This window comes from Micromonospora sp. WMMD980 (genome assembly GCF_029626035.1).
GTDB lineage: Bacteria > Actinomycetota > Actinomycetes > Mycobacteriales > Micromonosporaceae > Micromonospora.
In genome coordinates, this window is record NZ_JARUBE010000003.1 from 3,954,360 (window position 1) to 3,975,528 (window position 21,169).

Genomic DNA, 21,169 nt, shown 5'->3' on the forward strand with positions numbered 1-21,169 from the left:
CCGGAGACGCTCAGGCCGCCTCGGCCAACGCCACCCGGATCTTGTCGATCGCCGCCGCCTCGGCCGGCTCCACTCCCCGGTGCGCCTGCGCCACCCGGTCCGCCGCCGCCAGCACCACCGACCGGTACGCCTCGACGTCCCCGGGGGACTTGGCCCGCAGAATCTCCACCGCCCGGCCCAGCGCGGGCAGCACCACCGACTCGATCTCCAGCGCGGAGTCGCGCGGCAACTGCGGCAACGGGCCGGTGGTGAGCGCCTCCTTGACCACGCCTCCGACGTCGGCGAGCGCCCCGGACGCGGCGATGCTCTCCCGCACCATGCCCAGCACCCCCGGGACCGCGTTGGAGACCAGGAACACCGCCCCGAAGGCGCCGGTCTTCAGGGTGAGCTGCTCGTCCGCCGTCAACCGGTCCATGATCACGGAGTGTAGACGTAGGGCGTGGTGGTGGTGACCGCAACGAGACCGAGCCGCTCCAGGATGGGCCGACTGTCCGGCGAGCAGTCCACCTGCACGAGCGTCCGGCCCCGCTGCTGCGCCAGCCGCGCCCGGTAGGCCACCAACGCCCGGTAGATTCCCTTCCTGCGCCACCGCGGCAGTGTCGATCCGCCCCAGAGGCTGACGAACCCGGTGTCGCCCTCGTAGCGGACCCAGCCCGCGCTGACCACCGTCTCCCCCGCCTCGGCCACCACGATCGTGATCGACTGCGGGTCCGCCTCGATCTCCCGGGCCAGCCCGTGCACCAGGTGACCGCGGTCGTCGTGCCAGACCTCCTCCTCCATGGCGGCGATCCGCTCCAGGTCGGCCCGGCTGGTGACCTCGCGTAGGCGTACCCCCTCGGGGAGCACCGGGACGGCGGCGGCCAGCGGCGCCACCGGGCCGACCACGACGGTCTCCTGGTCCTCCGGGACGAAGCCGGCGGCGCGCAACCGGTCGCCCAGGTCGGCCGGCTCGTCGTGGCCGGCGAGCTTCCACTCGACCGCCTCGCCCCGGGCCCGGAAGAACTCGACCTGCCGGGCGATCAGCGCGTCCAGCTCGGCGCCGGCCAGGCCGCCCAGCGCGCGGTAGGTGAGGAAGCCGCGCTTGTCCAGGCCGAGCACCCGGAACAGCGGGCCGTCCCGCTCGATGGTCACCCCGGCCGGCACCGGGTTCGGCAGCTCCGGGCGGATCCGGGTGTCGTAGGTCTCGCGCAGGGCGCGCGCGTCAAGATCGGTCATCCCCTCAGGCTAGGCCGGCAGCCAAGCGGATAATGGGTGCCGTGTGGGAGTCGATCAGGCGTTGGTTCGACCCGCGGGAGCTGCGCTCGGTCGGCACCCCGCCGGACTACCGTTTCTCGCTGGCCAACGAACGGACGTTCCTGGCCTGGTTGCGGACCGGGCTGGCGCTGGTCGCGGGCGGGCTGGCCGCCGCGCAGTTCCTGCCTCCGCTCCCGCTGGCCCACCTGCGCGAGGCGCTCGCCGTCGGGCTGCTGCTGCTCGGCGCCGCCGTGGCGGTGCGGGCGGTGGACCACTGGGCCCGCACCGAACGCGCGATCCGGCTGGGTGAGGAACTGCCGGTGTCCCGCTTCCCGGCCGTGCTGGCGCTGATCGTCGCGGCCGGCGCGCTGCTCCTGGTCGCCGCCGTGCTGCTGCGAGGTGCCCGGTGACCGACTCCGGGCTGCCCGCCGAACGGACCCGGCTGGCCTGGCGGCGCACCCTGCTCACCGTGACCGCGGTGCTGCTGCTCCAGCTCCGCCCGGCGTTCGCCGGCCGGGTCCTGGACGCGGCGCTGGCCGGGACCGCGGTCGCGATCTGGCTGGTCGTGCTCGCCGCCGCCTGGCGACGGGCCACCGGGGCCGGCCCCCGCCGGCTCGGGCAGGTCGCGATGCCGCTGACCGCGCTCGGCGCGACCGCGCTGGCCCTGCTCGGCGTGGCGCACGTGCTCAGCCGGGTGCACTGACCGGGCCCGGTGCGCCATCATGGGGCATGGCCCGCCTCTACGTGCTGCTGTTCTTGGTCCAGGTCGTGCTCGCCGTCTGCGCGCTGATCAGCTGCCTCTCCGCCGAGGACGAGCAGGTCAAGGTGCTGCCCCGGCTGGTCTGGGTGCTGGTCATCCTGTTCTTCCCGCTGGTCGGCTCGATCGCCTGGTTCGTGGCCGGCCGGGAGCGCCCGAACGGCCCGCTCGGCGCCGCCGGCTCCACCACCCCGGCCCGCCGCCCGGTCGCCCCGGACGACGACCCGGACTTCCTCTCCTCGCTCGACAAGCGCTCCCGCGACGAGGACCGGGAGCGCCTCCAGCGCTGGGAGGACGACCTGCGCCGCCGCGAGGAGGAGCTGCGCGACCGCCCGGACGACCGGGACCGCCCGGAGGTCTGAGCGCCATGGGGGCATGCCCGGCCGGCAGGCCGTGCCGGCGTCGCGGTCAGGCCAGGTTCGACGACCGGGGGTACGCGTCCGCCGGGTCGGTCAGCACGTTGACCAGGTACGGCACCCCGGCGTCGAACGCGCGGCCGAGCGCCGGGCCGAGGTCGGCGGCCTTCTCCACCGTCTCGCCCGCGCCGCCGAGCGCCTCGACCACCCGGTCGTAGCGCAGCCCGGGCTGGAGGTCGGCGGCGACGTCGTAGCCGTACATGGCGCGCATCGGGTGCTTCTCCAGCCCCCAGATGCCGTTGTTGCCGACCACGATCACCACCGGCAGGTTCTGCCGGGCCAGCGATTCCACGTCCATCAGCGAGAAGCCGGCCGCGCCGTCGCCCATCAGCACGCAGATCTGCCGGTCCGGGTGGCTGACCCGGGCGCCCATCGCGTAGCCCATGCCGGTGCCGAGGCAGCCGTACGGGCCGGGGTCGAGCCAGGTGCCGGGCTGGGCGGGCTCCAGGTACTTCCCGGCGTACGAGACGAAGTCGCCGCCGTCGCCGATGGTGATGGCGTCCGGGGCGAGCACCTTGCGCAGCTCGCCGTAGACCCGGGCCGGCCGGATCGGGTCGGTCTCGGCGGCCATCTCCTCGGCGTCGCGGGCCTTCGCCGCGTCCTCGGCGGTGCGCAGCTCGGCGATCCAGTCGGCGTGGTCGGCCCGGTCGCCGGCGCGCTCGGCGAACCCGCCGAGGATCAGCCGCAGGTCGCCGGCGGGCGCGGCGGCGGGCTGCACGTGCCCGGCGCGCTGGCTCGGCGCGTCCACCACGTGCACGACGGTCGCGTCGCCGAAGTCGCCGAAGGAGAGCCGGAAGTCGAGCGGCGTGCCGACCACCACCACCACGTCGGCGCCCTTGAGCGCGACCCGGCGGGCCTTGGCGAAGGCGAGCGGGTGCGTCGGCGGCAGCGCGCCCCGGCCCATCCCGTTGGTGAACACCGGCACCTGGAGGGCCTCGGCTGCGGCGCGCAGGGCGTCGACGGCGTCGCCGGCGTACACGTCGGAGCCGGCGATGATGACCGGCCGGGACGCGCCGGCGATCAGGCCGGCCGCCTTGGCCACCTCGTCCGGGTCCGGCTCGATCGGCGCGGGCGCGGCGACCGCCGGCAGGTCGGCGTCGCCGACGGAGAAGACCGCCTCCAGCGGGAAGTCCAGGAAGACCGGGCCCCGGTGCGGGGTGAGCGCGGTGGTCAGCGCCGCCGACACCGCGCGCGGGATGTCGTCGGCGCTGAACACCGTCTCGGCGTGCTTGGTCACCGGCGCGACCAGCGGCAGGTGGTCCATCTCCTGGAGGCTGCCGGAGCCCCAGCGGAACTGCGGAGCCCGGCCGCCCATCACCAGCACCGGCGAGGCGTTGAAGAACGCGCTGGTCAGCCCGGAGACGCCGTTGGTGACGCCGGGGCCGGCGGTGAGCACGGCCAGGCCGGGGCGGCGCTGGAGCTTGGCCACCGCCTCGGCGGCGAACACGGCGGACTGCTCGTGCCGGACGTCGTAGAGCGGGAAGCCGGCCTGGTGCGCCGCGTCGTAGAGCGGGAACACGTGCCCGCCGGAGAGCGTGAACATCTCCCGTACGCCGTGCGCGCGCAGCGCCGCCAGCGCCAGCTCGCCGCCGTGCCCCTCGACGTGTTCCGTCATGCCACTCCCCTTCGTCGCGCGACCGGAGTCACACGCTACTGGCCGGTAGACGAGATGTGAACAGTCCTCGCGTCAGCGCCCGGTGAAGCCGGGCTTGCGCTTCTCCACGAACGCGGCCATGCCCTCGCGCCGGTCGTCGGTGGCGAACAGCGCCGCGAAGAGCTGGCTCTCCCACGCCAGGCCGGAGGTGAGGTCCATGTCCAGGCCGGCGTCGACGGCCGCCTTCGCCGCCCGCAGCGCCTGCACCGGCCCGGTCAGGAACGACCTCACGTACGCCAGCGCGGCGTCGTAGACCTCGGCGGCCGGAACCACCCGGTCGGCCAGGCCGATGCGCAGCGCCTCCTCGGCGTCGACCATCCGGCCCGTCATGATCAGATCCTTGGCGCGGGCCGGGCCGACCAGCCGGGCCAGCCGCTGGGTGCCGCCCGCGCCCGGGATGACGCCGAGCTTGATCTCTGGCTGGCCGAGCTTGGCGTCGTCGGCCACGATCCGCCAGTCGCAGGCCAGCGCCAGCTCGCAGCCACCGCCGAGCGCGTAGCCGGTGATCGCGGCGACGACCGGCTTGGGGATCCGGGCGATCGCGCCCAGCGCGCTGGACAGGTCGGCGGCCCGCTCCGCCATGTCCACGTAGGACATGTCGGCCATCTCCTTGATGTCCGCGCCGGCCGCGAAGACCTTCTCGCCCCCGTACACGACGACCGCGCGGACCCCGGCGTCGGCGGTGGCCGCCGTCGCGGCGGCGCGCAACTCCTCCTGCACCTGCGTGTTCAGCGCGTTCATCGGCGGCCGCTCCAGCCGGATGGTGCCGACGCCGTCCTTCACTTCCAGCCTGACGAACTCGCCCACGCTGCCCTCACTTCCTCGTCGAAGTCGCGTGCCAACCTTACGACCCGCCTCGTTGGGGTAGACAGTGCGGTAGACGCCGGACACCGGGAGTGAGGCGATGACCACCTACTACGACGACCGGTCGGTCCGGGTCACCTCCACCGCCCTGCGGGTCGACGACCGCAGCTATCCGCTGGCCGAGCTGACCATGGTGTGGCACCGGCGGGGCAGCCGCTCCTGGCGGGTGCTCGCCGGCCGCGGCGCGATCGGCGCCGCGCTCGCCGGGCCGCTGGTGGCCGCGCTGCTGGGCGTCGCGCTCGCGGTCTGGCTGCACCGCTCGCTCACCGTCACCATCGCCATCGTCGGCGCGTCCGTGCTGGTCGGCCTCGCCGTCGGGCCGCTCGCCGACGTGCTCTTCGAGCACCTGGACCGCTCCTACGTGCAGGGCAGCCGGGAACTGGAGATGTGGGCGACCTGGCGGGGCCGGCCGGTGCGGCTGCTCAGCACCGGCGACGCGCTGCGCTTCGGTCAGATCTACCGCGCGGTGCAGCGGGCCATCGAGCGGGCGCCCGCCGCCGGGCCGGCTCAGAACGTGATCGGCTCGTCGGGCAGCAGGCCCAGCCCGCGCAGCAGGCCGTAGGTGTCCTGCTCGCCCCAGAACTGCACGATCCGGCCACCGGCCAGCCGGTACATCTTGCACGCGCTCTGCACCGTGGTCGCCCCGGTCGCGTCCCGCCGGTAGGTCTGCGCCATCGACACCACCACCCGGTCACCGGCCGCGAAGATCTCCACGATCTGCTGGTCGAGCACGGTCAACCCGGGCGAGGAGACGGCCGCCTCCGGATAGCGCCGGCCGCGTACCGCCGTGCCGGAGCCGTAGATCTCGACGTCCTCGTCCACCACCTCGGCCAACTCGGCCAGGTCCTTGGTGACGAAGGTCCGCAGGTACCGCCGGACCACCTCGATGTTGCGCGCCTGTTCGGTCCGGTCGGCCATGCCGGACACGCTACCGACAGATTCCGTCCGCGCACTCGGAGTGGGTACGCTGATTTATGACCCTCTATTACCGGGACGACGCGGTACAGGTCACCTCGCAGGCCATCCACGCCGGTGGGCAGGTCGTGCCGCTCGCCGACGTCACCTTCGTCTGGCACGCCCGGGGACGGACCACCGCGGCGGTACGGGGCCGGGTGCTCGGTCGGGGCGTGCTGGTCCTGCTGCTGTCGCTGCCGCCGCTGGTGGCGCTGGTCTGCGTGCTCTCGCTGGCCTGGGCGGCCCAGGACCGGGGCGACTGGAAGCTGGCCCTGATCATCGTGGCCGCGTCCGTGGTGGTCGGGCTGGCGCTCACCCCGTTCCTGGAGGTGCCGCTCGGCTGGCTGGACCGCTCCTACGAGCGCGGCAACCGGGTGCACGAGCTGTGGGTCCAGGTGCACGGGCGGGAGACGATGCTCGTCCGCACGCCCGACGCGCTACGGTTCGGGCAGATCTACCGGGCCGTGCAACGCGCCGTGGAACAGCAGGGAGACCGACGATGACCCACCGTCGCGGCGAGGCCGTCGCGCTCGCCGGGCTGCTCGCCGCCGCGGGCGTCACCCACTTCGTCCGGCCCGGCTTCTACGACCCGATCGTGCCGCGCGTGCTGCCCGGACCGGCCCGCTTCTGGACGTACGCCTCCGGGGTCGCCGAGCTGGCCGTGGCCGCGGCGGTGGCGCGTCCGGCCACCCGCCGGCGCGGCGGCCTGGCCGCGGCGGCGCTGTTCGCCGCGGTGCTGCCGGCGAACGCGCAGATGGCCTGGGACTGGCGGCGCCGCCGGCCGGCATCGCGGGCGATCGCCTACGGCCGGGTGCCGATGCAGGCACCGCTCATCTGGTGGGCGTTGCGGGTCGCCCGGCCGGACCGCTGACTCCCGGCTCAGGCCAGCGGCAACGTGGTGGCGACCGGCCAGGCGAGCAGCACCGCGCCGACCGCCGCCGGCAGCCACCACGGCGCGCCCCGCCGGCGCAACACCCCCGCCCAGGCCGCCTGCCAGGCCATCAGCGCCGCGAAGAGCGGCACCACCAGCAGCACGAACCCGGGCGCCAGGCCGGACACCGCCGCCCCGGCCAGGACCGCCACGGCGATCCCGCCGATCGCCGCGTACCGCCCACCCCGGCCCGCGGCGACCAGTTCGGCACCGAGCAGGAAGACCAGGCAGCAGAGCGCCACCAGGGGCAGCAGCCACCAACGGGCCCCGACCGGCGCGGCGGAGGTGAACCCGAGGTGCAGCGGCAGCGCGACGGCGAGCGCCGCGTACCCGAGGAGCGCCACCGCCACCACGGCGGCCCGCGCCGGACGGACGGTCTCCCCGGCCGGTGGTCGACCCAGCCGGAACAACAGCTGGGCGCCGGCCAGCAGCACGCCGGCGAGCAGCAGGAACACGGCCACGTACCCGCCGACCGCGAGCGGCAGCCGGGCGGTCGGCAGCGGGGCGGTCAACGCCGCGCCGAGCCCGACCGCCGGCAGCGCCACCGCGAGCCACGACCCCGGCCGGGAAGGCGGCCCGTCGGCCGCGTCCGCGGGCTTGCCGGCCGACGACCGGGGCCCGGCGGCGATCACCGGCCGGCGACGCGGCAGCAGATCGGCCAGCGGCACGAAGCCGAACCCCAACCCGAGCAGCAGCAGTGCCGCGGCGGCCGGGCGGGTCAGCGGGGCGGGCGCCGGACCGCCGGGCCGCCCCGGGAGGGCGGCGACCACCGCGTCGTGGGTACGCGGTGCGAACAGCACCGAAATGTGCTCGGTGCCCGGCGCCACCACCCGCTCCCGCGCCCCCGGTGGCCCGCCGCGCGCCGCCTCCTCGGCGGCCCGCCGGAAGTCGGGGAACTCCAACCCGCCCACCACGAGCGTCAGGTCCCCCGCCCAGCCGGCCGGCACGTCGCCCGCGTCGGGCAGCGACACGGCCACGGTCCGGGCGATCTCCGGGTGGGCCACCGCGTAGCGGGTGACCGCCCCGGCGCCCATCGAGTGCCCGACCAGGACGATCCGGTCCCCGTCGACGCCGGGCCGGCTCCGCAGCCAGGCCAGCGCCACGTCCAGGTCGTGCGAGAGGACCGCGCGGGCCAGCTCGTCGTCCCGGCCCGCCCCGGGCAGCCGGGACGGGTTCGCGCCGTGCCCGGCGAAGTCGAGCAGCACCGCGACCGCGCCGTGCCGGGCCACCGAGTCGGCCAGCGGACGCATCAGCCGGGCGGAGCCGGCGAAACCGTGCGCGATCACCACCCCCGGTCGCCGCTCGCCGCCCGGTCCGGCCTGGCGTACCTCGGTGAGCGGCACCCCGGCGACGGTCGCCCGCCGGGTGCTCAGTCCGGCGTCCGCGCGGACCAGCAGCAGGGTGCCGAGCACGGCGGCGAGCAGGGCGATCGCGCCGAACACCAGGATTCGCCGGGGGGCCGGGCCGGGGGCGGGCATGCCGGCACCCTACGCGGCGTGGGCCGCCCGACGGGAGGGCCGGAGTGACGTGCGCCGCCCGGCGTCGCCGGGCACCCCTGGCCGGCACGACGCACACTTGTGGGCATGGCGATCCCACTCCCCCGGCCCGGCGACGTCGTCGGCCTCACCCGTTCCGCCCTCGACCAGGCGTTCGGTTCGGCCACCGCGCTCGCCGCCGTGCCCGCCCGCGCCTTCGCCGTGCTCGACGAGGTGGAGGCGCTGGTCCGGCGGATCAACGGGGTGGTCGACCGGATCGAGGGCACGCTCGACCGCACCGACCGGGTGCTCACCGACGCGGAGACCGCGGTACGCGAGGTGGGCGTGATCAGCGCCGCCGCCACCACCGCGATCGACACCGCGACCGAGGTGGCCGCCGCGGCGGCGGTGGTGGTCGGCGAGGCGGAGCGGGTCTCCGCGGCGGCCGGCACCGTGGTCGGCGAGGCCGACCGGGTGGCGCGGGCCGCGGCCGGGGTGGTCGCCGAGGCGGACACGGTGGCGACGCGGGCCGCCGGCACGGTGGCCACCGCCGAGGCGGCGGCCGGCACCGCGACCGAGCTGCTGACCGCGTACGAGGCGACGCTGCGCCGGGCCGCGCCGATGGCGGCCCGTTTCGTCGAGCAGCTCAGCCCGGAGGAGGTCACCGCCGCGATCCGGCTGGTCGACGAGCTGCCGAAGTTGAAGGAGCACCTGACCTCGGACGTGCTGCCGATCCTGGCCACGCTGGACCGGGTCGGCCCGGACCTGCACGACCTGCTGGACGTCACCCGCGACCTCAAGCTCGCGGTGGCCGGCATCCCCGGCCTCGCCATGCTGCGCCGCCGCGGCGAGCGCGCCGAGGGTTAAGGAGGGGCCCCTTCTTAACGTCTCCGGTAGAGAAGGGGCCCCCTCTCACACCTCGCGAAGGGCCACGCTCAACCGCGGGCGAACAGCGCGTCGATCTCGGTGCGGTGCGGCAGCGCCACCGAGGCGCCCAGCTTGCGGACGCAGGCCGCCCCGGCCGCCGAGGCCCAGCGCACCGCCTCGGTCAGGTCGCGGCCCTCCCCCCAGGCCACCGCGAGCGCGGCGGTGAAAGCGTCCCCGGCGGCGGTGGAGTCGACCACGTCCACCGGAACCGCCGGCACGTGCACCGCCGGCCGGTCCCGGTCGACGTACCAGGCGCCGTCGCCGCCGAGCGTGAGCACCGCCCGGGGCACCAGGTCGAGCAGCGCCGCCGGCTCGCCCCGGCCGCGGCCGGTCAGCGCCTGCGCCTCCGGCTCGTTGACCACCAGCAGGTCGGTCGCGGCGAGCAGTTCGGCCGGCAGCGACCGGGCCGGCGCCGCGTTGAGCACCACCCGGGTGCCCGCCGACCGGGCCGCCAGCGCCGCCTCGGTCACCGTCTCGACCGGCACCTCCAGCTGCGCGACGAGCACGTCCGCCTCGCGTACGGCGGCCAGCTCGGCCTCGGTCGGCGCGACGAACGCCTCGTTCGCGCCGGGGGTGACCAGGATGGCGTTCTCCCCCGCGCCGCCGACCATCACCAGGGCGACGCCGGACGGACCGTAGGCGACCCGGAGGTGGCCGGTGTCCACGTCGGCGGCGGTGATCCGGGCCCGGAGGGTGACACCGAACGCGTCCGAGCCGATCGCGCCGAGGAAGACGCAGGACGCGCCGGCGCGTACCGCGGCGACCGCCTGGTTGGCGCCCTTGCCGCCGGGGAGCATGACGAAGTCGGTGCCGAGCACCGTCTCACCCGGCCGGGGCAGCGCGGCGGCGGTCCCGACCAGATCCATGTTGGCGCTGCCGACGACGGCGATCCGGGTCTGCGACATGACAGGCTCAGGCGGCCCGGGCGGTCCAGCGGTCGCCGGCGCGCGAGACGAGCAGCGGCAGGCCGAAGGTCTTGGACAGGTTGTCGGCGGTGAGCACGTCGGCGAGCAGACCCTGCGCCACCACGCCGCCCTCGCGCAGCAGCAGCGCGTGGGTGAAGCCCGGTGGGATCTCCTCCACGTGGTGGGTGACCAGCACCATGGCCGGGGCGTCCGGGTCGTACGCCAGCTCGGCGAGCCGGGCGACCAGGTCCTCCCGACCGCCCAGGTCGAGCCCGGCGGCGGGCTCGTCGAGCAGCAGCAGCTCCGGGTCGGTCATCAGGGCCCGCGCGATCTGCACCCGCTTGCGCTCGCCCTCGGAGAGCGTGCCGTAGGCGCGGTCGGCGAGGTGGCCGACGCCGAGCTGGCCGAGCAGCGCGGCGGCGCGCGCCTCGTCGGTGCGGTCGTAGCTCTCCCGCCAGCGGCCGACCACCGACCAGGCGGCGGTCACCACCACGTCGGTGACGCGCTCCTCGGCGGGGATCCGCTCGGCGAGGGTGGCGGTGGAGAGGCCGATCCGGGTACGCAGCTCGTTGACGTCGGTGCGGCCGATGCGCTCGCCGAGCACGTGGGCGATGCCGTGGCTCGGGTGCAGCCGGCCGGCGGCCAGGTTGAGCAGGGTGGTCTTGCCGGCGCCGTTCGGGCCGAGCAGCACCCACCGTTCGTCCAGCTCGACCCGCCAGTCGACGTCGTGCACCAGCGAGGTGCCGGAGCGCTTGACGCCGACCCCGTCGAGGCTGACCACCAGATCCGCGTCCACGGTCGAGGGGGCGGGGGCGCCGGCGGCGCCGGGGATCAGGTCACCAGTCACCGCCCCATCCAACCACGCACCGGCCCGTCGCCCCCCACGGGCGGCGTCGCGGCCATAGGGTGGGGCGCCGTGTCGTTGGTCACCGCTTCGGAAGGACGACAGATGCCCGACCGCTGCCGGGAGGCGGGCGGATGAGCGCGGTCATCGAGATCGCCGGTCTCCGCAAGACGTTCCACACCTTGCGTCGGGGGCGCCGCGTCGCCGTCGACGACTTCCACATGTTGGTCGAGGCGGGTCAGGTGCACGGCTTCCTCGGGCCGAACGGCTCGGGAAAGACGACCACGCTCCGGGCGCTGCTCGGGCTGGTCCGGCCGGATTCCGGCTGGATGCACGTGCTGGGCGCCCGGTCACCGGAGCGGCTGCCCGACGTGGCCGGGCGGGTCGGCGCGATCGTGGAGAGCCCGCAGTTCTTCGGCAACTTCACCGCGCACCGGACGCTGCGGCTGCTGGCCGTGGCCGGCGGCGTGCCCACCAGCCGGGTGGACGAGGTGCTGGAGCAGGTCGGCCTGCGGGACCGGGGCGACGAGCGGGTGAAGGGTTACTCGCTGGGCATGAAGCAGCGTTTGGCGGTCGCCTCAGCCCTGCTCAAACGCCCGGAGCTGCTGATCCTCGACGAGCCGGCGAACGGGCTCGACCCGGCCGGCATCCGGGAGATGCGCGACCTCACCAGGTCGCTCGCCGCCGCCGGGGTGACGGTGTTGCTCTCCAGCCACATCCTCGCCGAGATCCAGCTGATCTGCGACCACGTGACGATCGTCAGCCGCGGCCGGCGGGTCGCGTACGGGCCGGTGGACGAGGTGCTGGCCGGCTTCGACCAGCACCAGTGGCAGGTGCGGGTGGCCGAGCCGGAGCGGGCCGCGCAGTTGCTGGGCCGCGCCGGCCTGTCGGTGACCGGGCACGCCGAGCACCTGGTGGTGACCGGTGTGGAGGACCCCGAGACGATCAGCCGCACGCTCGGCGAGCAGGGCCTGTGGGTGCGTGAGCTGATCCCGCTCCGGCCCGACCTGGAGAGCGTCTTCCTGGAGTTGACCGGCGGCCACGAGCCGGTGGCGGTGCCGCGCCAGGTGGACGGCGCACCGCCGCACGACGGCGTGATCGATCTGGACGTCTCCGACGGCCGGGCGGTGGACGCGTGAACCTGGTCCGTGCCGAGCTGGAGCGGTTGGCCGCCCGGCGCTTCGTGCAGCTCATGGTGGTGTTGTTGGCGGTGGCCTTCGCGGTGACCGTGGTGACCACGCTCGGCGGTTCGCACCGGCCGACCGCGATCGAGCTGAGCCGGGCCCAGACCCAGGCCGCGCAGGAGGTCCAGCGGCTGGAGCTGGCGCACGACCGCTGCGTGCAGATCAAGGCGGGAACGGTCACCCCGGACGAGAACGACTACGTGCCGCGCGACTGCGCCCAGATCGACCCGGCCCGGTCGGAGCAGCTGCCGACCGCGTCCGACTATCTGAGCGGCGTCTTCGTCTTCGCCAAGGAGGCCGGGCCGCTGCTCTACTTCCTGATCGCGTTCCTGGCGCTGTTCGGGTTCCTGGTCGGCGCCTCCTACATCGGGGCGGACCTGAACTCGGGCGGGGTGGTCAACCTGCTGCTGTGGCGGCCGCGCCGGCCGACCGTGTTCGTCGCGAAGCTCGGCACGCTGTTGGGCGGCGTGCTGGCGCTCTCCGTGCTGGCGTCGGTGGCCTATCTGAGCGCGTTCTGGTTGATCGGTCAGGCCTCCGGGCTGACCGGCCGGATGGGTGGCGAGTTCTGGGCGTCGCTCGGCGCGACCTGGGTGCGCGGTCTGCTGCTCGTGCTGTTCGCCGCGGCGCTCGGGTTCGCCGTGGCCACGCTGGGCCGGCACACCTCGGCGGCGCTGGGCACGGTGGCCGCCTACCTGGTGGTGTGGGAGCTGGGCGCGCGGCTGGTGTTCCAGATCCTCCGGGTCGTCCGGCCGGACCGGTTCATGCTCTCCAGCTATCTGGGGGCGTGGCTCGCCGGTGAGGTGCGGTTCTGGGACGACAGCGCCTGCGGGGCCGGGATCTCCGGGTTCTGCGACGGTTCCTACGCGCTCGGCTGGCCGTCGGGGCTGGTGGTCCTGGTGGCGCTGACCGGCGCGCTGGTGGCGGCCGCGTTCGTGGTGTTCCGCCGCCGTGACCTGATCTGAGCGTGCCGGCGCGGCCCGCGCCCACGGGCCGCGCCGGCAACTCCTTGCAGACTCGCCCAACAGGGTGAAGAATTCCTTCAGATGGCGACCGGGTGGATGAGCCGGCGCTCAGCCGACCGTCGAGCCGAACACCTCGTCACGGACCGCGTCGAGCGCGGTACGCAGCGCGCCGCGCAGGATCGGTTCCTCGGTCAGCCCGGTGCTCACCACCCGGGGCCGGACCAGCGTGATCGCGGCCACCTCGCGCTGCACCCGCTCGGCCAGCGCGGCCCCGCCCGCCCGACCGACCGCGCCGGCGAGCACCACGAGCGGAGGGTCGAGCACCACGCAGGTGCTCGCCACACCGAGCGCCAACCGGCGGGCCAGCTCGTCCAGCACCGGGCCACCGGCATCCCCCGCCGCGATTGCCGCGTCGACCGCCTCGGCGGCCCGGGCCGCCGCGACGCCCTGTTCGGCCGCGTCCGCCGTGGCGAAGCCGTGCTCGGCCGCCACCGCACGGACCGCGTCGGCACCGGCGAGCTGCTGGAACGCCGGCTTGGCGCGCCGGGACACGTCGCGCGGGATGGGCACACCGGGCACCGGCAGGTAACCGATCTCGCCGGCCGCGCCGCTGCTGCCGTGGTGCAACCGGCCGCCCAGCATTATCGCCAGGCCGACCCCGGCGTCCACCCAGACCAGCACGAAGTCGGCGGTGTCGCGGGCCGCGCCCGACTGCGCCTCGGCGACCGCCGCCAGGTTCACGTCGTTCTCGAAGACGACCGGGGTGTCCAGGTCCTCGCGGAGCGCGGCGAGCAGGCCGCTGTGCCAGCGCGGCAGGTTGAACGCGAACGTGATGTCGCCGGTCTGCGGATCGACCAGGCCGGGCGTGCCGAGCACCACCCGCCGGACCGCGGACAGCTCCGCCCCGGCACTGCTGGCGGCCTGCACCACGGCGTTGTGCACCACCCCCACCGGGTCGTCGGTGTCCCGGGTGGACTGCTCGACCCGGCCGGCGACCGTGCCGGTGATGTCGGCGCAGGCGGCCACCACGCGCTCCGCGCCGACGTCCACACCGACCACGTACGCGCTGCTCGGGCGCACCGCGTAGAGCTGGGCGTTCGGGCCCCGCCCGCCGGCCTGCTCGCCGACCCGGGCGACCAGGCCGCGCTCCTCCAGCCGCTCGACGAGCTGCGACGCGGTCACCTTGGACAGCCCGGTCAGCTCGCCGATCCGGGCCCGGGTCAACGGCCCGCGCTCGAGCAGCAGCTCCAGCGCCGCGCGGTCGTTGAGCGCCCGCAGGAGTCGGGGGGTGCCGGGCAACCGGGTCGCACTCATGCCAAGGTCCTCGATTTTTCAGTAAGGTTTCTAACCAAAACGCCTGCCTAAGGGTGCCCGTTAGCGTATCGGCCACCCCGATCCGAGTGAGGTCGGACGATCCGGCAGGGAAAGGGGCACAAGTGGGGCTGGATCCAGGACTCCGCCGACTCGCGCTGGGCACGTTGCTGGCCGCGTACGCCGGCCCGGTTCCGCCGGACTGGGCGGTCGACCTGCTCGCCGACGGGCTGGCCGGGCACACCCTGTTCGGCACCAACGTGCACGACCCGGCCCAACTGGCGGCGTCCACCGCCGCGCTGCGCGCCGGTCGCCCGGACGTGATCCTGGCGATCGACGAGGAGGGCGGTGACGTCACCCGGCTGGCCCACGCCACCGGCAGCCCGTACCCGGGCAACGCCGCGCTCGGCGCGGTCGACGACCCGGACCTCACCCGTGCGGTCTACGCGGCGATCGGCGGCGAGCTGGCCGCGGTCGGTCTCACCCTCGACCTGGCGCCCACCGTCGACGTGAACACCGCCGACGAGAATCCGGTGATCGGCACCCGCTCCTTCGGCGCGGACCCGAAGCGGGTCGCGGCGCACTCGGCCGCCGCGGTCGCCGGCCTCCAGGCGGCCGGCGTGGCCGCCTGCGCGAAGCACTTCCCCGGCCACGGCGCGACCGTCGCCGACTCGCACCACGAGCTGCCCACCGTCGACGTGCCGCCGGCCGTGCTGCGGGAGCGCGACCTGCCGCCGTTCGCCGCGGTGATCGACGCCGGGGTGCGCGCGGTGATGACCGCGCACATCCGGGTGCCGGCGCTGACCGGCGACGGTCCGGCGACGTTCAGCCGGGCGGTCCTGCACGACCTGCTGCGCGTCGAGTACGGCTTCACCGGCACGGTGATCACCGACGCGCTGGAGATGAAGGGCGCCGCGCTGGCCGCCGGCGGGGTGGGCCCGGCCGCGGTACGCGCGCTCGCCGCCGGCGCCGACCTGCTCTGCATCGGCGCCCGGGTCGACGCCGACCTGGTGGAGCTGGTCGCCGCGGAGATCGTCACCGCGTTGGGTGACGGCCGGCTGGCGCGCGCCCGGGTGGAGGAGGCCGCCGGCCGGACCGCCGCGCTGGCCGGCTGGACCGGGCCGGTCGACGCCCCGCCGCCGGCCGCCGACGACCTCGGCTACGCCGCCGCGCTGCGGGCCGTGCACGTGGAGGGCGACCTGCCCGGCCCGGCCGCCGCGCTCGTGGTGCAGGTGCACGCCCCGTCCACCGTCGCCGAGGGCCGGGTGCCGTGGGGATTGGGCCCGCACCTGGCCGGCGGGGTCGAGCAGGCCCGCGCGGTGGCCGGCGAGACCGACCCGGCCGAGCTGCGCCGGCTCGCCGGGCAACGACCGGTGGTGCTGGTGGGGCGGCACCTGCACCGGCTGCCCGGGGCCCGGGAACTGGTCGAGGCGCTGGCCGCCACGCATCCGGTGACGGTGGTCGAGATGGGGTGGCCGGGTGATTGGCGGCCGGCCGGGGCCCGGGCGTTCGTCGCCACCTACGGGGCCAGCCACGCCAACGGTCGTGCGGCGGCACGGGCACTCGGCCTGACCGGCTGACCGGCCCGCATCCACCGGCCCGCCGTCGCCCGGCGGCGGGCCGGCGCGGTCCGCGATCGCGTCCGGGAGCCGGGATACGGTGACCCCGATGACCGAGCAGAGCACGCCGACCGCCCGGGGTGAGCAGACCCGCCGGCTGATCCTGGACACCGCGATGCGGCTGTTCCGCGAGCGGGGATACGCCCGCACCACCATGCGGGCCGTCGCCGAGGAGGCCGGCGTCTCGGTGGGCAACGCCTACTACTACTTCGGCTCGAAGGAACACCTGATCCAGGAGTTCTACGCGGACACCCAGCGCGAGCACCGGGCGGCCGCCGCGCCGGTGCTCGCCCGGGAGCGGGACTTCGCGGCCCGGCTGGCCGGCGTGCTGCACGCGGGCGTGGACGTGCTGAGCCCCTACCACTCGTTCGCCGGGACGTTCTTCAAGACGGCGGCCGAGCCGACGTCTCCGTTGAGCCCGTTCTCCACCGACTCGTCGCCGGCCCGGGACGCGTCGGTGTCGCTGTTCCGCGAGGTGCTCACCGGCTCGACCGCCAGACTGGACGACGAACTGCGGGAGACGCTGCCGGAGCTGCTCTGGCTCGGCTACCTGGGAGTGGTGCTCTACTGGGTGCACGACCGCTCGCCCGGGCAGGCCAGGACCCGGCAGCTCGTCGACGGGGTGGTGCCGCTCGTCGACCGGCTCGTCGGGCTGTCCCGGCTCCGGGTGCTGCGCCCGGTCACCCGCCAGGCGCTCACCCTGATCCACACGTTGCGTCACTGAGCCATCGCTCGAACGTGATGGCGATTTAGCAGGTCAAGTCCGTTACCGGACAAGGCCGGCATCTTGCCCGGGCGGCCAACCTTCACCTAGCGTTACCTCACTGGGACCTGGGGAGAGGCCGCGGACCGTGGATCCGGCCCGGGATCCACGGTCCGCGCCCACGCCGCCGTCAGTGCGGGAAGACGCCGAACGAGGTCCAGCCCCGGTCCGGGAACCCGGCCGCCTCGGCCACCCGTGCGGAGGCGTGGTTGCCCGGGTCGTGCGCATAGGTGGGGATCGCCCCTTCGGCCAGCACCCGCCGGGCCGCCTGCGCCACCAGCCGCCGGGCCAGGCCGCCTCCCCGGGCCGCCGGGGACGTGCCCACCGCCAGCTCGTGCCCGTACGCGTCGTGCCGTTTGACCCCGACCCCGGCCAGGTAGGCGCCGTCGGCGTCCCGGACCACGAGCACCTCGGGAAAGAGGCCCAGCCAGGCCGGGGCGCCGGGCATCTCGGGCGGCAGCCACTCCCCCACGTCGGGCAGCGGCGCCGGGTCGGTGCACCAGCGGAAGACGCCGCGGCTCGTGGTCAGCTCCGGCGCGCCGACCGTCGCCGGCAGCGCGGGCAACCACTGTTCGATCGGTCGTTCCGCGACCAGGGCCCGCACCGCCTCGACCCGCAGTGGCGGCACCGAGAGCACCGTGCTGCCGCCCACCGAGACCGCGACGGCCGGGCGTGGCCGCCCGTCCCAGGCCGGGCGGGCGCGGCGCCAGGACCGGACCACGTGCAGCCCGGGACCGGCCGGCCACTGCCCCAACCAGGTCGCCAGGTGCAGGAAGAGCCGCCGGTCGAGCACATGATCATGGTACGCCCCGAGGGACCGCTCCCGCCGTAAGAACCTCGCAATGGCTCACCCGGTCCGCCCGTGGCTACGCTGACCTCTCGCTACGCGGGAGGTGCGGGGTGGCGCAGCGGGTGCTGGTGGTCGACGACGACCGGACGGTCGCCGACGTGGTCTGCCGCTACCTGGCGCACGCCGGCTACGAGGTCGAGCACGTCGGCGACGGCGCGGCGGCGCTGGACACCGTGTCCCGCCGGCCGCCGCACCTGGTGGTGCTGGATCTGATGCTGCCCGTGCTCGACGGGTTGGAGGTGTGCCGGCGGCTGCGGGAGCGGCCGGACGGCGTACCCATCGTCATGCTCACCGCCCGCGGCGACGAGGCCGACCGGATCCTCGGCCTGCAACTGGGCGCGGACGACTACCTGAGCAAGCCCTTCTCCCCGCGCGAGCTGGTGCTGCGGGTCCGCTCGGTGCTGCGCCGGGCCGGCGGCGAGCCGGCCGCCGCGCCGCCGGTGCGGCTGGCCGACGCCGGCCTGGAGGTGGAGACCGGGCCCCGGGTGGCCCGCCTGCGTGGCCGCGAGCTGACCCTGACGCTGCGCGAGTTCGACCTGCTGGCGCACCTCATGCGGCACCCGGCGCGCGCGTTCCGCCGGGCCGAGCTGCTGGAGCGGGTGTGGGGCTGGAGCTTCGGCGACCAGTCGACGGTGACCGTGCACGTGCGTCGGCTGCGGGAGAAGATCGAGGACGATCCGGCCCGGCCCCGACGCATCGTCACCGTGTGGGGCGTCGGCTACCGCTACGAGCCGGCCGATGCGTGACCTCGCGCTGATCTTCGGGGTGGCGCTGGCCGCCGCGCTCGCGGTCGGGCTGGCCGGCGCGGTCGCGCTGCGGGTGCTGCGTGGCCGGTCGATCACCGTGCACATCTCGGTGCTGCTGGCGATGACGGTGGCCGCGGTGGCCGCCGGGGTGGCGGGGGTCGCCCGGGCGATGTTCCTCTCCCCGCACGACCTCCAGGTGGTGCTGATCACGGTCTCCGCCGCCGCCGTGGTGAGCCTGGCGGTGGGGTGGCTGTTCGGCCGCCGGCTGGCCGCCGCCGCGGTCTGGGCGGACCAGGCGCGGGCCCGGGAGCGGCGGATCGAGAAGGGCCGCCGGGACCTGGTCGCGTGGGTCTCGCACGACCTCCGTACGCCGCTGGCCGGGCTGCGGGCGATGGCCGAGGCGCTGGAGGACGGGGTGGTCGACGACCCGGCGACGGTGGCCGAGTACCACCGCCGGATCCGGGTGGAGACCGACCGGATGACCCGGCTCGTCGACGACCTGTTCGAGCTGTCCCGGATCAACGCGGGCGCGTTGCGACTGTCGCTGTCCACGGTGGCGCTCGGCGACGTGGTCTCCGACGCGCTGGCCGGCGCCGCGCCGCTGGCCGCCGCCCGCCGGATCCGGCTGGTCGCCGCCGAGGCGGGCTGGCCGACGGTGACCGCCAGCGAGCGGGAACTGGCCCGGGTGGTGGGCAACCTGCTGCTGAACGCGATCCGCTACACCCCGGCCGACGGCACGGTCTCGGTGCACGCCGGGCAGGACGTCGACACCGCCTGGCTGGCGGTGGCGGACACCTGCGGCGGCATCCCGGAGGACGACCTGCCCCGGGTGTTCGACGTGGCGTTCCGCGGCGAGCCGGCCCGCACCCCGGCGGCGGCCGAACCGGGCGGTTCCGGCGGGCTCGGGCTGGCGATCGTGCGCGGGTTGGTTGAGGCGCACGGCGGGCGGGTAGAGGTGCAGAACGTCAGCGACGGATGCCGATTCGTGGTCCGCCTGCCGGCTGCCGGAATCTGACGCGTCCAGGGAACCGAACACATCGCTCCCGCGTCATATTCATTTCCATACATGGACAAGTTTCTCTGGGACGGTAGTGGTCATGCCTCAGAAGCCGAATGACCGATTCCAGCAGGACGCCGAGCGGAGCTGGCGGGCCGCCGACTCCGCCCGGCGCTTCCCTGCCCAACCGGAGTACCGCGAGGCCCGCCACCGGGGGACCTCCTGGGCCGAGCTGAACGCGCAGCCCGCCGGCGCCTCCGCCTGGCGCGGCCTCACCACCGGCTAGGGCGGGCGGCGACACACCGGGCCGGCCGGCGAACCGACCCTTCGTACGCCTGTGCGGTAGCGTCTTGTGGTCCGATTTCGGCCTACGACAGGAGAAGCTCCGCGCATGGGCAAGAAGACGATCCACGTCTCCGACTTCACCGGCCAGGTGCTGTCCCCCGACGACGAGGTGGTCAGGGTCGTCGTGCTGGAGCACCCGGATCTGGTCGCCGGGCCCGTGCAACTGGACGCCACCCCGGTCGACGTGGAGAGCATCGACGACGCGGCGCTGGACGTGGCGGTGGTGGAGATCCACGACCGGCACGGCGGCGGCGAGCCGCGCCGGGTGGTGCTGACCGCCAGCGAGTTCGACGCGATGGCCACCGACGTGCCGATGGCGCAGTTGTTGCGCACCGCCGAGCGGGTGAAGCCGCCGAAGGCGCGCCGGACCGCCGAGAAGATCGACTACGGCACGATCGAGCACGCCGGCCGGCCGCACCGCGGCCGGATGACCGAGGAGGAGGCCCGGCTGGTCCGGGACCGCCTCGACGAGGTGAACAAGCGCCTCGCCGACGCCGGCATCCGGCAGGTCGACCCGGCCGATCCGGAGCACGCCGCCCGCTACGGCTTCCCCGCCGCCGACTGACCAGCCCGACGTCGGGCACGCGCCCCCGTGACGCGTGCCCGACGCGGGTCAGGCCCGCTTGCGATTGAGTTCGGCGAGCGCGCCCTCCACCACGGCCTCCAGCGACTCCTTGGTCAGGCCGAGCCCGCCGAGCACGCCGGCGCCGCCCTCCTCCTCCAGCAGGGCGAGCAGGATGTGCTCCGTGCCGATGTAGTTGTGGCCCATCCGCAGCGCCTCCCGGAATGTCAACTCCAGGACTTTCTTGGCCCGCGCGTCGTAGGGAATGAGGTCCGGGACCTGCTCGGCCTTCGCCGGCAGGGTCGCGGTGACGGCCTCCCGCAGCGCCTCCAGGGGTACGCCGCGAGCCACGATCAGCGCGGCGGCCAGCCCGTCCGGCTCGGCGAGCAGCCCCAGCGCGACGTGGCCCGGGGTGATCTCGGCGTTGCCGGCCGCCCGCGCCTCCTCCTGCGAGGCCAGCACGACGTTGCGGGCGCGCGGGGTGAACCGGCCGAAGCCGGCGTTGGGGTCGAGGGCGGCGGCGGTCTCCGCCTTGGCGGCGGAGCGCTTCTGGGCGGCCTGCTTGCTGACCCCCATGCTGCGGCCGATCTCCGTCCACGAGGCGCCGGAGCGGCGGGCCTGGTCGACGAAGTGGCCGATCAGGTGGTCGGCGACGTCGCCGAGGTGGTCGGCGAGGAGGACCGCGTCGGCGAGTTGGTCGAGTGCGTCGGGGCGCGCCTTCTTGATGCCCGCGATCAGGTCGTCGAGGCGCACCGGCTGGCTCATCTTGAGCGGCTCTGGCTCGGTCATTCGTCAACCATAGGTTGACGCTCCCGCTCCGTCAACCCCAGGTTGACGGCGCTCGACGTCGATCACGAGGTTGACGGCAGG

At 75.1% G+C, this 21,169-nt stretch carries 26 protein-coding genes; 15 read left to right on the forward strand and 11 right to left on the reverse strand.

What is annotated here, in order from left to right:
• Positions 1-10 precede the first annotated feature (10 nt).
• Positions 11-415, reverse strand: coding sequence for a hypothetical protein (locus O7618_RS18410; RefSeq protein ID WP_278107326.1), 405 nt, complete (start codon positions 413-415; stop codon positions 11-13).
• Between the two features lie 2 nt (positions 416-417).
• A complete protein-coding gene (locus tag O7618_RS18415; RefSeq protein ID WP_278107327.1) occupies positions 418-1,215 on the reverse strand; it encodes a GNAT family N-acetyltransferase in 798 nt (265 codons plus the stop codon).
• Positions 1,216-1,256: 41 nt separating this feature from the next.
• On the opposite strand from O7618_RS18415, the gene O7618_RS18420 reads away from it, so the two are divergent.
• From O7618_RS18420 to O7618_RS18430, 3 genes are read left to right on the forward strand one after another with little or no spacing between them, the layout of a single operon-like run.
• On the forward strand, positions 1,257-1,643 hold the full coding sequence (locus tag O7618_RS18420; protein WP_278107328.1) for a DUF202 domain-containing protein: 387 nt from the start codon (positions 1,257-1,259) through the stop codon (positions 1,641-1,643).
• The gene (locus O7618_RS18425; protein ID WP_278107329.1) at positions 1,640-1,936 is read left to right on the forward strand and encodes a DUF202 domain-containing protein; all 297 of its coding nucleotides are present in this window, start codon (positions 1,640-1,642) and stop codon (positions 1,934-1,936) included. The genes O7618_RS18420 and O7618_RS18425 overlap by 4 nt, the downstream gene beginning before the upstream one ends.
• Positions 1,937-1,962: 26 nt before the next feature.
• Positions 1,963-2,352 carry a PLD nuclease N-terminal domain-containing protein gene (locus tag O7618_RS18430; RefSeq protein WP_278107330.1) on the forward strand — a complete coding sequence of 130 codons (390 nt, stop codon included), beginning with the start codon at positions 1,963-1,965 and terminating at the stop codon, positions 2,350-2,352.
• A gap of 46 nt (positions 2,353-2,398) precedes the next feature.
• On the opposite strand, the gene O7618_RS18435 is transcribed toward O7618_RS18430, so the two are convergent.
• Together O7618_RS18435 and O7618_RS18440 are read right to left on the reverse strand one after the other, a co-directional pair.
• Positions 2,399-4,021, reverse strand: a complete 1,623-nt coding sequence (locus tag O7618_RS18435) for an acetolactate synthase (RefSeq protein WP_278107332.1) — start codon at positions 4,019-4,021, stop codon at positions 2,399-2,401.
• A gap of 72 nt (positions 4,022-4,093) precedes the next feature.
• Positions 4,094-4,867, reverse strand: coding sequence for an enoyl-CoA hydratase-related protein (locus tag O7618_RS18440; RefSeq protein WP_278107333.1), 774 nt, complete (start codon positions 4,865-4,867; stop codon positions 4,094-4,096).
• 97 nt (positions 4,868-4,964) lie between these two features.
• On the opposite strand from O7618_RS18440, the gene O7618_RS18445 reads away from it, so the two are divergent.
• Positions 4,965-5,486 carry a DUF6232 family protein gene (locus tag O7618_RS18445; RefSeq protein WP_278107334.1) on the forward strand — a complete coding sequence of 174 codons (522 nt, stop codon included), beginning with the start codon at positions 4,965-4,967 and terminating at the stop codon, positions 5,484-5,486.
• On the opposite strand, the gene O7618_RS18450 is transcribed toward O7618_RS18445, so the two are convergent.
• Complete coding sequence (locus tag O7618_RS18450) at positions 5,432-5,842, reverse strand: nuclear transport factor 2 family protein (protein WP_278107335.1); 411 nt, start codon at positions 5,840-5,842, stop codon at positions 5,432-5,434. The two genes, O7618_RS18445 and O7618_RS18450, sit on opposite strands and share 55 nt — an antisense overlap.
• Positions 5,843-5,898: 56 nt before the next feature.
• Here O7618_RS18450 and O7618_RS18455 point away from each other — a divergent pair, with 56 nt between their 5' ends.
• Both O7618_RS18455 and O7618_RS18460 read left to right on the forward strand, forming a co-directional pair.
• Positions 5,899-6,381 carry a DUF6232 family protein gene (locus O7618_RS18455; protein WP_278107336.1) on the forward strand — a complete coding sequence of 161 codons (483 nt, stop codon included), beginning with the start codon at positions 5,899-5,901 and terminating at the stop codon, positions 6,379-6,381.
• A complete protein-coding gene (locus tag O7618_RS18460) occupies positions 6,378-6,749 on the forward strand; it encodes a hypothetical protein (protein WP_278107337.1) in 372 nt (123 codons plus the stop codon). The genes O7618_RS18455 and O7618_RS18460 overlap by 4 nt, the downstream gene beginning before the upstream one ends.
• A gap of 8 nt (positions 6,750-6,757) precedes the next feature.
• On the opposite strand, the gene O7618_RS18465 is transcribed toward O7618_RS18460, so the two are convergent.
• Positions 6,758-8,287, reverse strand: coding sequence for an alpha/beta fold hydrolase (locus tag O7618_RS18465; RefSeq protein WP_278107338.1), 1,530 nt, complete (start codon positions 8,285-8,287; stop codon positions 6,758-6,760).
• Positions 8,288-8,392: 105 nt separating this feature from the next.
• Here O7618_RS18465 and O7618_RS18470 point away from each other — a divergent pair, with 105 nt between their 5' ends.
• The gene (locus tag O7618_RS18470; RefSeq protein WP_278107339.1) at positions 8,393-9,151 is read left to right on the forward strand and encodes a hypothetical protein; all 759 of its coding nucleotides are present in this window, start codon (positions 8,393-8,395) and stop codon (positions 9,149-9,151) included.
• A gap of 68 nt (positions 9,152-9,219) precedes the next feature.
• Here O7618_RS18470 and O7618_RS18475 read toward each other — a convergent pair whose 3' ends face one another.
• Positions 9,220-10,116, reverse strand: coding sequence for a ribokinase (locus O7618_RS18475; protein ID WP_278107341.1), 897 nt, complete (start codon positions 10,114-10,116; stop codon positions 9,220-9,222).
• A gap of 7 nt (positions 10,117-10,123) precedes the next feature.
• Positions 10,124-10,963 (reverse strand): ABC transporter ATP-binding protein, encoded by an 840-nt coding sequence (locus O7618_RS18480; RefSeq protein WP_278107342.1) that lies wholly within the window; start codon positions 10,961-10,963, stop codon positions 10,124-10,126.
• Between the two features lie 131 nt (positions 10,964-11,094).
• On the opposite strand from O7618_RS18480, the gene O7618_RS18485 reads away from it, so the two are divergent.
• Both O7618_RS18485 and O7618_RS18490 read left to right on the forward strand, forming a co-directional pair.
• Complete coding sequence (locus O7618_RS18485) at positions 11,095-12,099, forward strand: ATP-binding cassette domain-containing protein (RefSeq protein ID WP_278107343.1); 1,005 nt, start codon at positions 11,095-11,097, stop codon at positions 12,097-12,099.
• Positions 12,096-13,106, forward strand: coding sequence for an ABC transporter permease subunit (locus tag O7618_RS18490; RefSeq protein ID WP_278107344.1), 1,011 nt, complete (start codon positions 12,096-12,098; stop codon positions 13,104-13,106). The genes O7618_RS18485 and O7618_RS18490 overlap by 4 nt, the downstream gene beginning before the upstream one ends.
• 108 nt (positions 13,107-13,214) lie before the next feature.
• On the opposite strand, the gene O7618_RS18495 is transcribed toward O7618_RS18490, so the two are convergent.
• Positions 13,215-14,420 carry an ROK family transcriptional regulator gene (locus O7618_RS18495; protein WP_278107346.1) on the reverse strand — a complete coding sequence of 402 codons (1,206 nt, stop codon included), beginning with the start codon at positions 14,418-14,420 and terminating at the stop codon, positions 13,215-13,217.
• 122 nt (positions 14,421-14,542) lie between these two features.
• Between O7618_RS18495 and O7618_RS18500 the strand changes: the two genes are divergently transcribed.
• Together O7618_RS18500 and O7618_RS18505 are read left to right on the forward strand one after the other, a co-directional pair.
• Positions 14,543-15,997 carry a glycoside hydrolase family 3 N-terminal domain-containing protein gene (locus tag O7618_RS18500; RefSeq protein ID WP_278107347.1) on the forward strand — a complete coding sequence of 485 codons (1,455 nt, stop codon included), beginning with the start codon at positions 14,543-14,545 and terminating at the stop codon, positions 15,995-15,997.
• 88 nt (positions 15,998-16,085) lie between these two features.
• Positions 16,086-16,760 (forward strand): TetR family transcriptional regulator, encoded by a 675-nt coding sequence (locus tag O7618_RS18505; protein WP_278107348.1) that lies wholly within the window; start codon positions 16,086-16,088, stop codon positions 16,758-16,760.
• 169 nt (positions 16,761-16,929) lie between these two features.
• Here the strand turns inward: O7618_RS18505 and O7618_RS18510 are convergent, their stop codons facing one another.
• Complete coding sequence (locus tag O7618_RS18510) at positions 16,930-17,592, reverse strand: GNAT family N-acetyltransferase (protein ID WP_278107349.1); 663 nt, start codon at positions 17,590-17,592, stop codon at positions 16,930-16,932.
• A 107-nt stretch (positions 17,593-17,699) separates the two neighbouring features.
• On the opposite strand from O7618_RS18510, the gene O7618_RS18515 reads away from it, so the two are divergent.
• The 4 genes from O7618_RS18515 to O7618_RS18530 all read left to right on the forward strand — a co-directional run bounded on the left by O7618_RS18515 (position 17,700) and on the right by O7618_RS18530 (position 20,302).
• Positions 17,700-18,395, forward strand: a complete 696-nt coding sequence (locus O7618_RS18515) for a response regulator transcription factor (protein ID WP_278107350.1) — start codon at positions 17,700-17,702, stop codon at positions 18,393-18,395.
• The gene (locus tag O7618_RS18520) at positions 18,388-19,410 is read left to right on the forward strand and encodes an ATP-binding protein (protein WP_278107351.1); all 1,023 of its coding nucleotides are present in this window, start codon (positions 18,388-18,390) and stop codon (positions 19,408-19,410) included. The genes O7618_RS18515 and O7618_RS18520 overlap by 8 nt, the downstream gene beginning before the upstream one ends.
• A gap of 82 nt (positions 19,411-19,492) precedes the next feature.
• Positions 19,493-19,678 (forward strand): DNA repair protein, encoded by a 186-nt coding sequence (locus O7618_RS18525; RefSeq protein ID WP_278107352.1) that lies wholly within the window; start codon positions 19,493-19,495, stop codon positions 19,676-19,678.
• Between the two features lie 105 nt (positions 19,679-19,783).
• The gene (locus tag O7618_RS18530) at positions 19,784-20,302 is read left to right on the forward strand and encodes a hypothetical protein (RefSeq protein WP_278107353.1); all 519 of its coding nucleotides are present in this window, start codon (positions 19,784-19,786) and stop codon (positions 20,300-20,302) included.
• 48 nt (positions 20,303-20,350) lie between these two features.
• Here the strand turns inward: O7618_RS18530 and O7618_RS18535 are convergent, their stop codons facing one another.
• Entirely contained in the window at positions 20,351-21,088 is a 738-nt protein-coding gene (locus tag O7618_RS18535) for a Clp protease N-terminal domain-containing protein (protein ID WP_278107354.1), read from the reverse strand.
• Between the last annotated feature and the right edge of the window lie 81 nt (positions 21,089-21,169).

Excerpts from the sequence above, each read along its gene's own strand:
- O7618_RS18465 (WP_278107338.1), bottom strand. The coding sequence starts at position 8,287 with ATGCCCGCCCCCGGCCCGGCCCCCCGGCGAATCCTGGTGTTCGGCGCG.
- O7618_RS18430 (WP_278107330.1), top strand. The coding sequence starts at position 1,963 with ATGGCCCGCCTCTACGTGCTGCTGTTCTTGGTCCAGGTCGTGCTCGCC.
- O7618_RS18410 (WP_278107326.1), bottom strand. The coding sequence starts at position 415 with ATGGACCGGTTGACGGCGGACGAGCAGCTCACCCTGAAGACCGGCGCC.
- O7618_RS18435 (WP_278107332.1), bottom strand. The coding sequence starts at position 4,021 with ATGACGGAACACGTCGAGGGGCACGGCGGCGAGCTGGCGCTGGCGGCG.
- O7618_RS18485 (WP_278107343.1), top strand. The coding sequence starts at position 11,095 with ATGAGCGCGGTCATCGAGATCGCCGGTCTCCGCAAGACGTTCCACACC.
- O7618_RS18520 (WP_278107351.1), top strand. The coding sequence starts at position 18,388 with ATGCGTGACCTCGCGCTGATCTTCGGGGTGGCGCTGGCCGCCGCGCTC.
- O7618_RS18525 (WP_278107352.1), top strand. The coding sequence starts at position 19,493 with ATGCCTCAGAAGCCGAATGACCGATTCCAGCAGGACGCCGAGCGGAGC.
- O7618_RS18445 (WP_278107334.1), top strand. The coding sequence starts at position 4,965 with ATGACCACCTACTACGACGACCGGTCGGTCCGGGTCACCTCCACCGCC.
- O7618_RS18450 (WP_278107335.1), bottom strand. The coding sequence starts at position 5,842 with ATGGCCGACCGGACCGAACAGGCGCGCAACATCGAGGTGGTCCGGCGG.
- O7618_RS18530 (WP_278107353.1), top strand. The coding sequence starts at position 19,784 with ATGGGCAAGAAGACGATCCACGTCTCCGACTTCACCGGCCAGGTGCTG.
- O7618_RS18495 (WP_278107346.1), bottom strand. The coding sequence starts at position 14,420 with ATGAGTGCGACCCGGTTGCCCGGCACCCCCCGACTCCTGCGGGCGCTC.
- O7618_RS18470 (WP_278107339.1), top strand. The coding sequence starts at position 8,393 with ATGGCGATCCCACTCCCCCGGCCCGGCGACGTCGTCGGCCTCACCCGT.
- O7618_RS18460 (WP_278107337.1), top strand. The coding sequence starts at position 6,378 with ATGACCCACCGTCGCGGCGAGGCCGTCGCGCTCGCCGGGCTGCTCGCC.
- O7618_RS18535 (WP_278107354.1), bottom strand. The coding sequence starts at position 21,088 with ATGACCGAGCCAGAGCCGCTCAAGATGAGCCAGCCGGTGCGCCTCGAC.
- O7618_RS18455 (WP_278107336.1), top strand. The coding sequence starts at position 5,899 with ATGACCCTCTATTACCGGGACGACGCGGTACAGGTCACCTCGCAGGCC.
- O7618_RS18415 (WP_278107327.1), bottom strand. The coding sequence starts at position 1,215 with ATGACCGATCTTGACGCGCGCGCCCTGCGCGAGACCTACGACACCCGG.
- O7618_RS18505 (WP_278107348.1), top strand. The coding sequence starts at position 16,086 with ATGACCGAGCAGAGCACGCCGACCGCCCGGGGTGAGCAGACCCGCCGG.
- O7618_RS18475 (WP_278107341.1), bottom strand. The coding sequence starts at position 10,116 with ATGTCGCAGACCCGGATCGCCGTCGTCGGCAGCGCCAACATGGATCTG.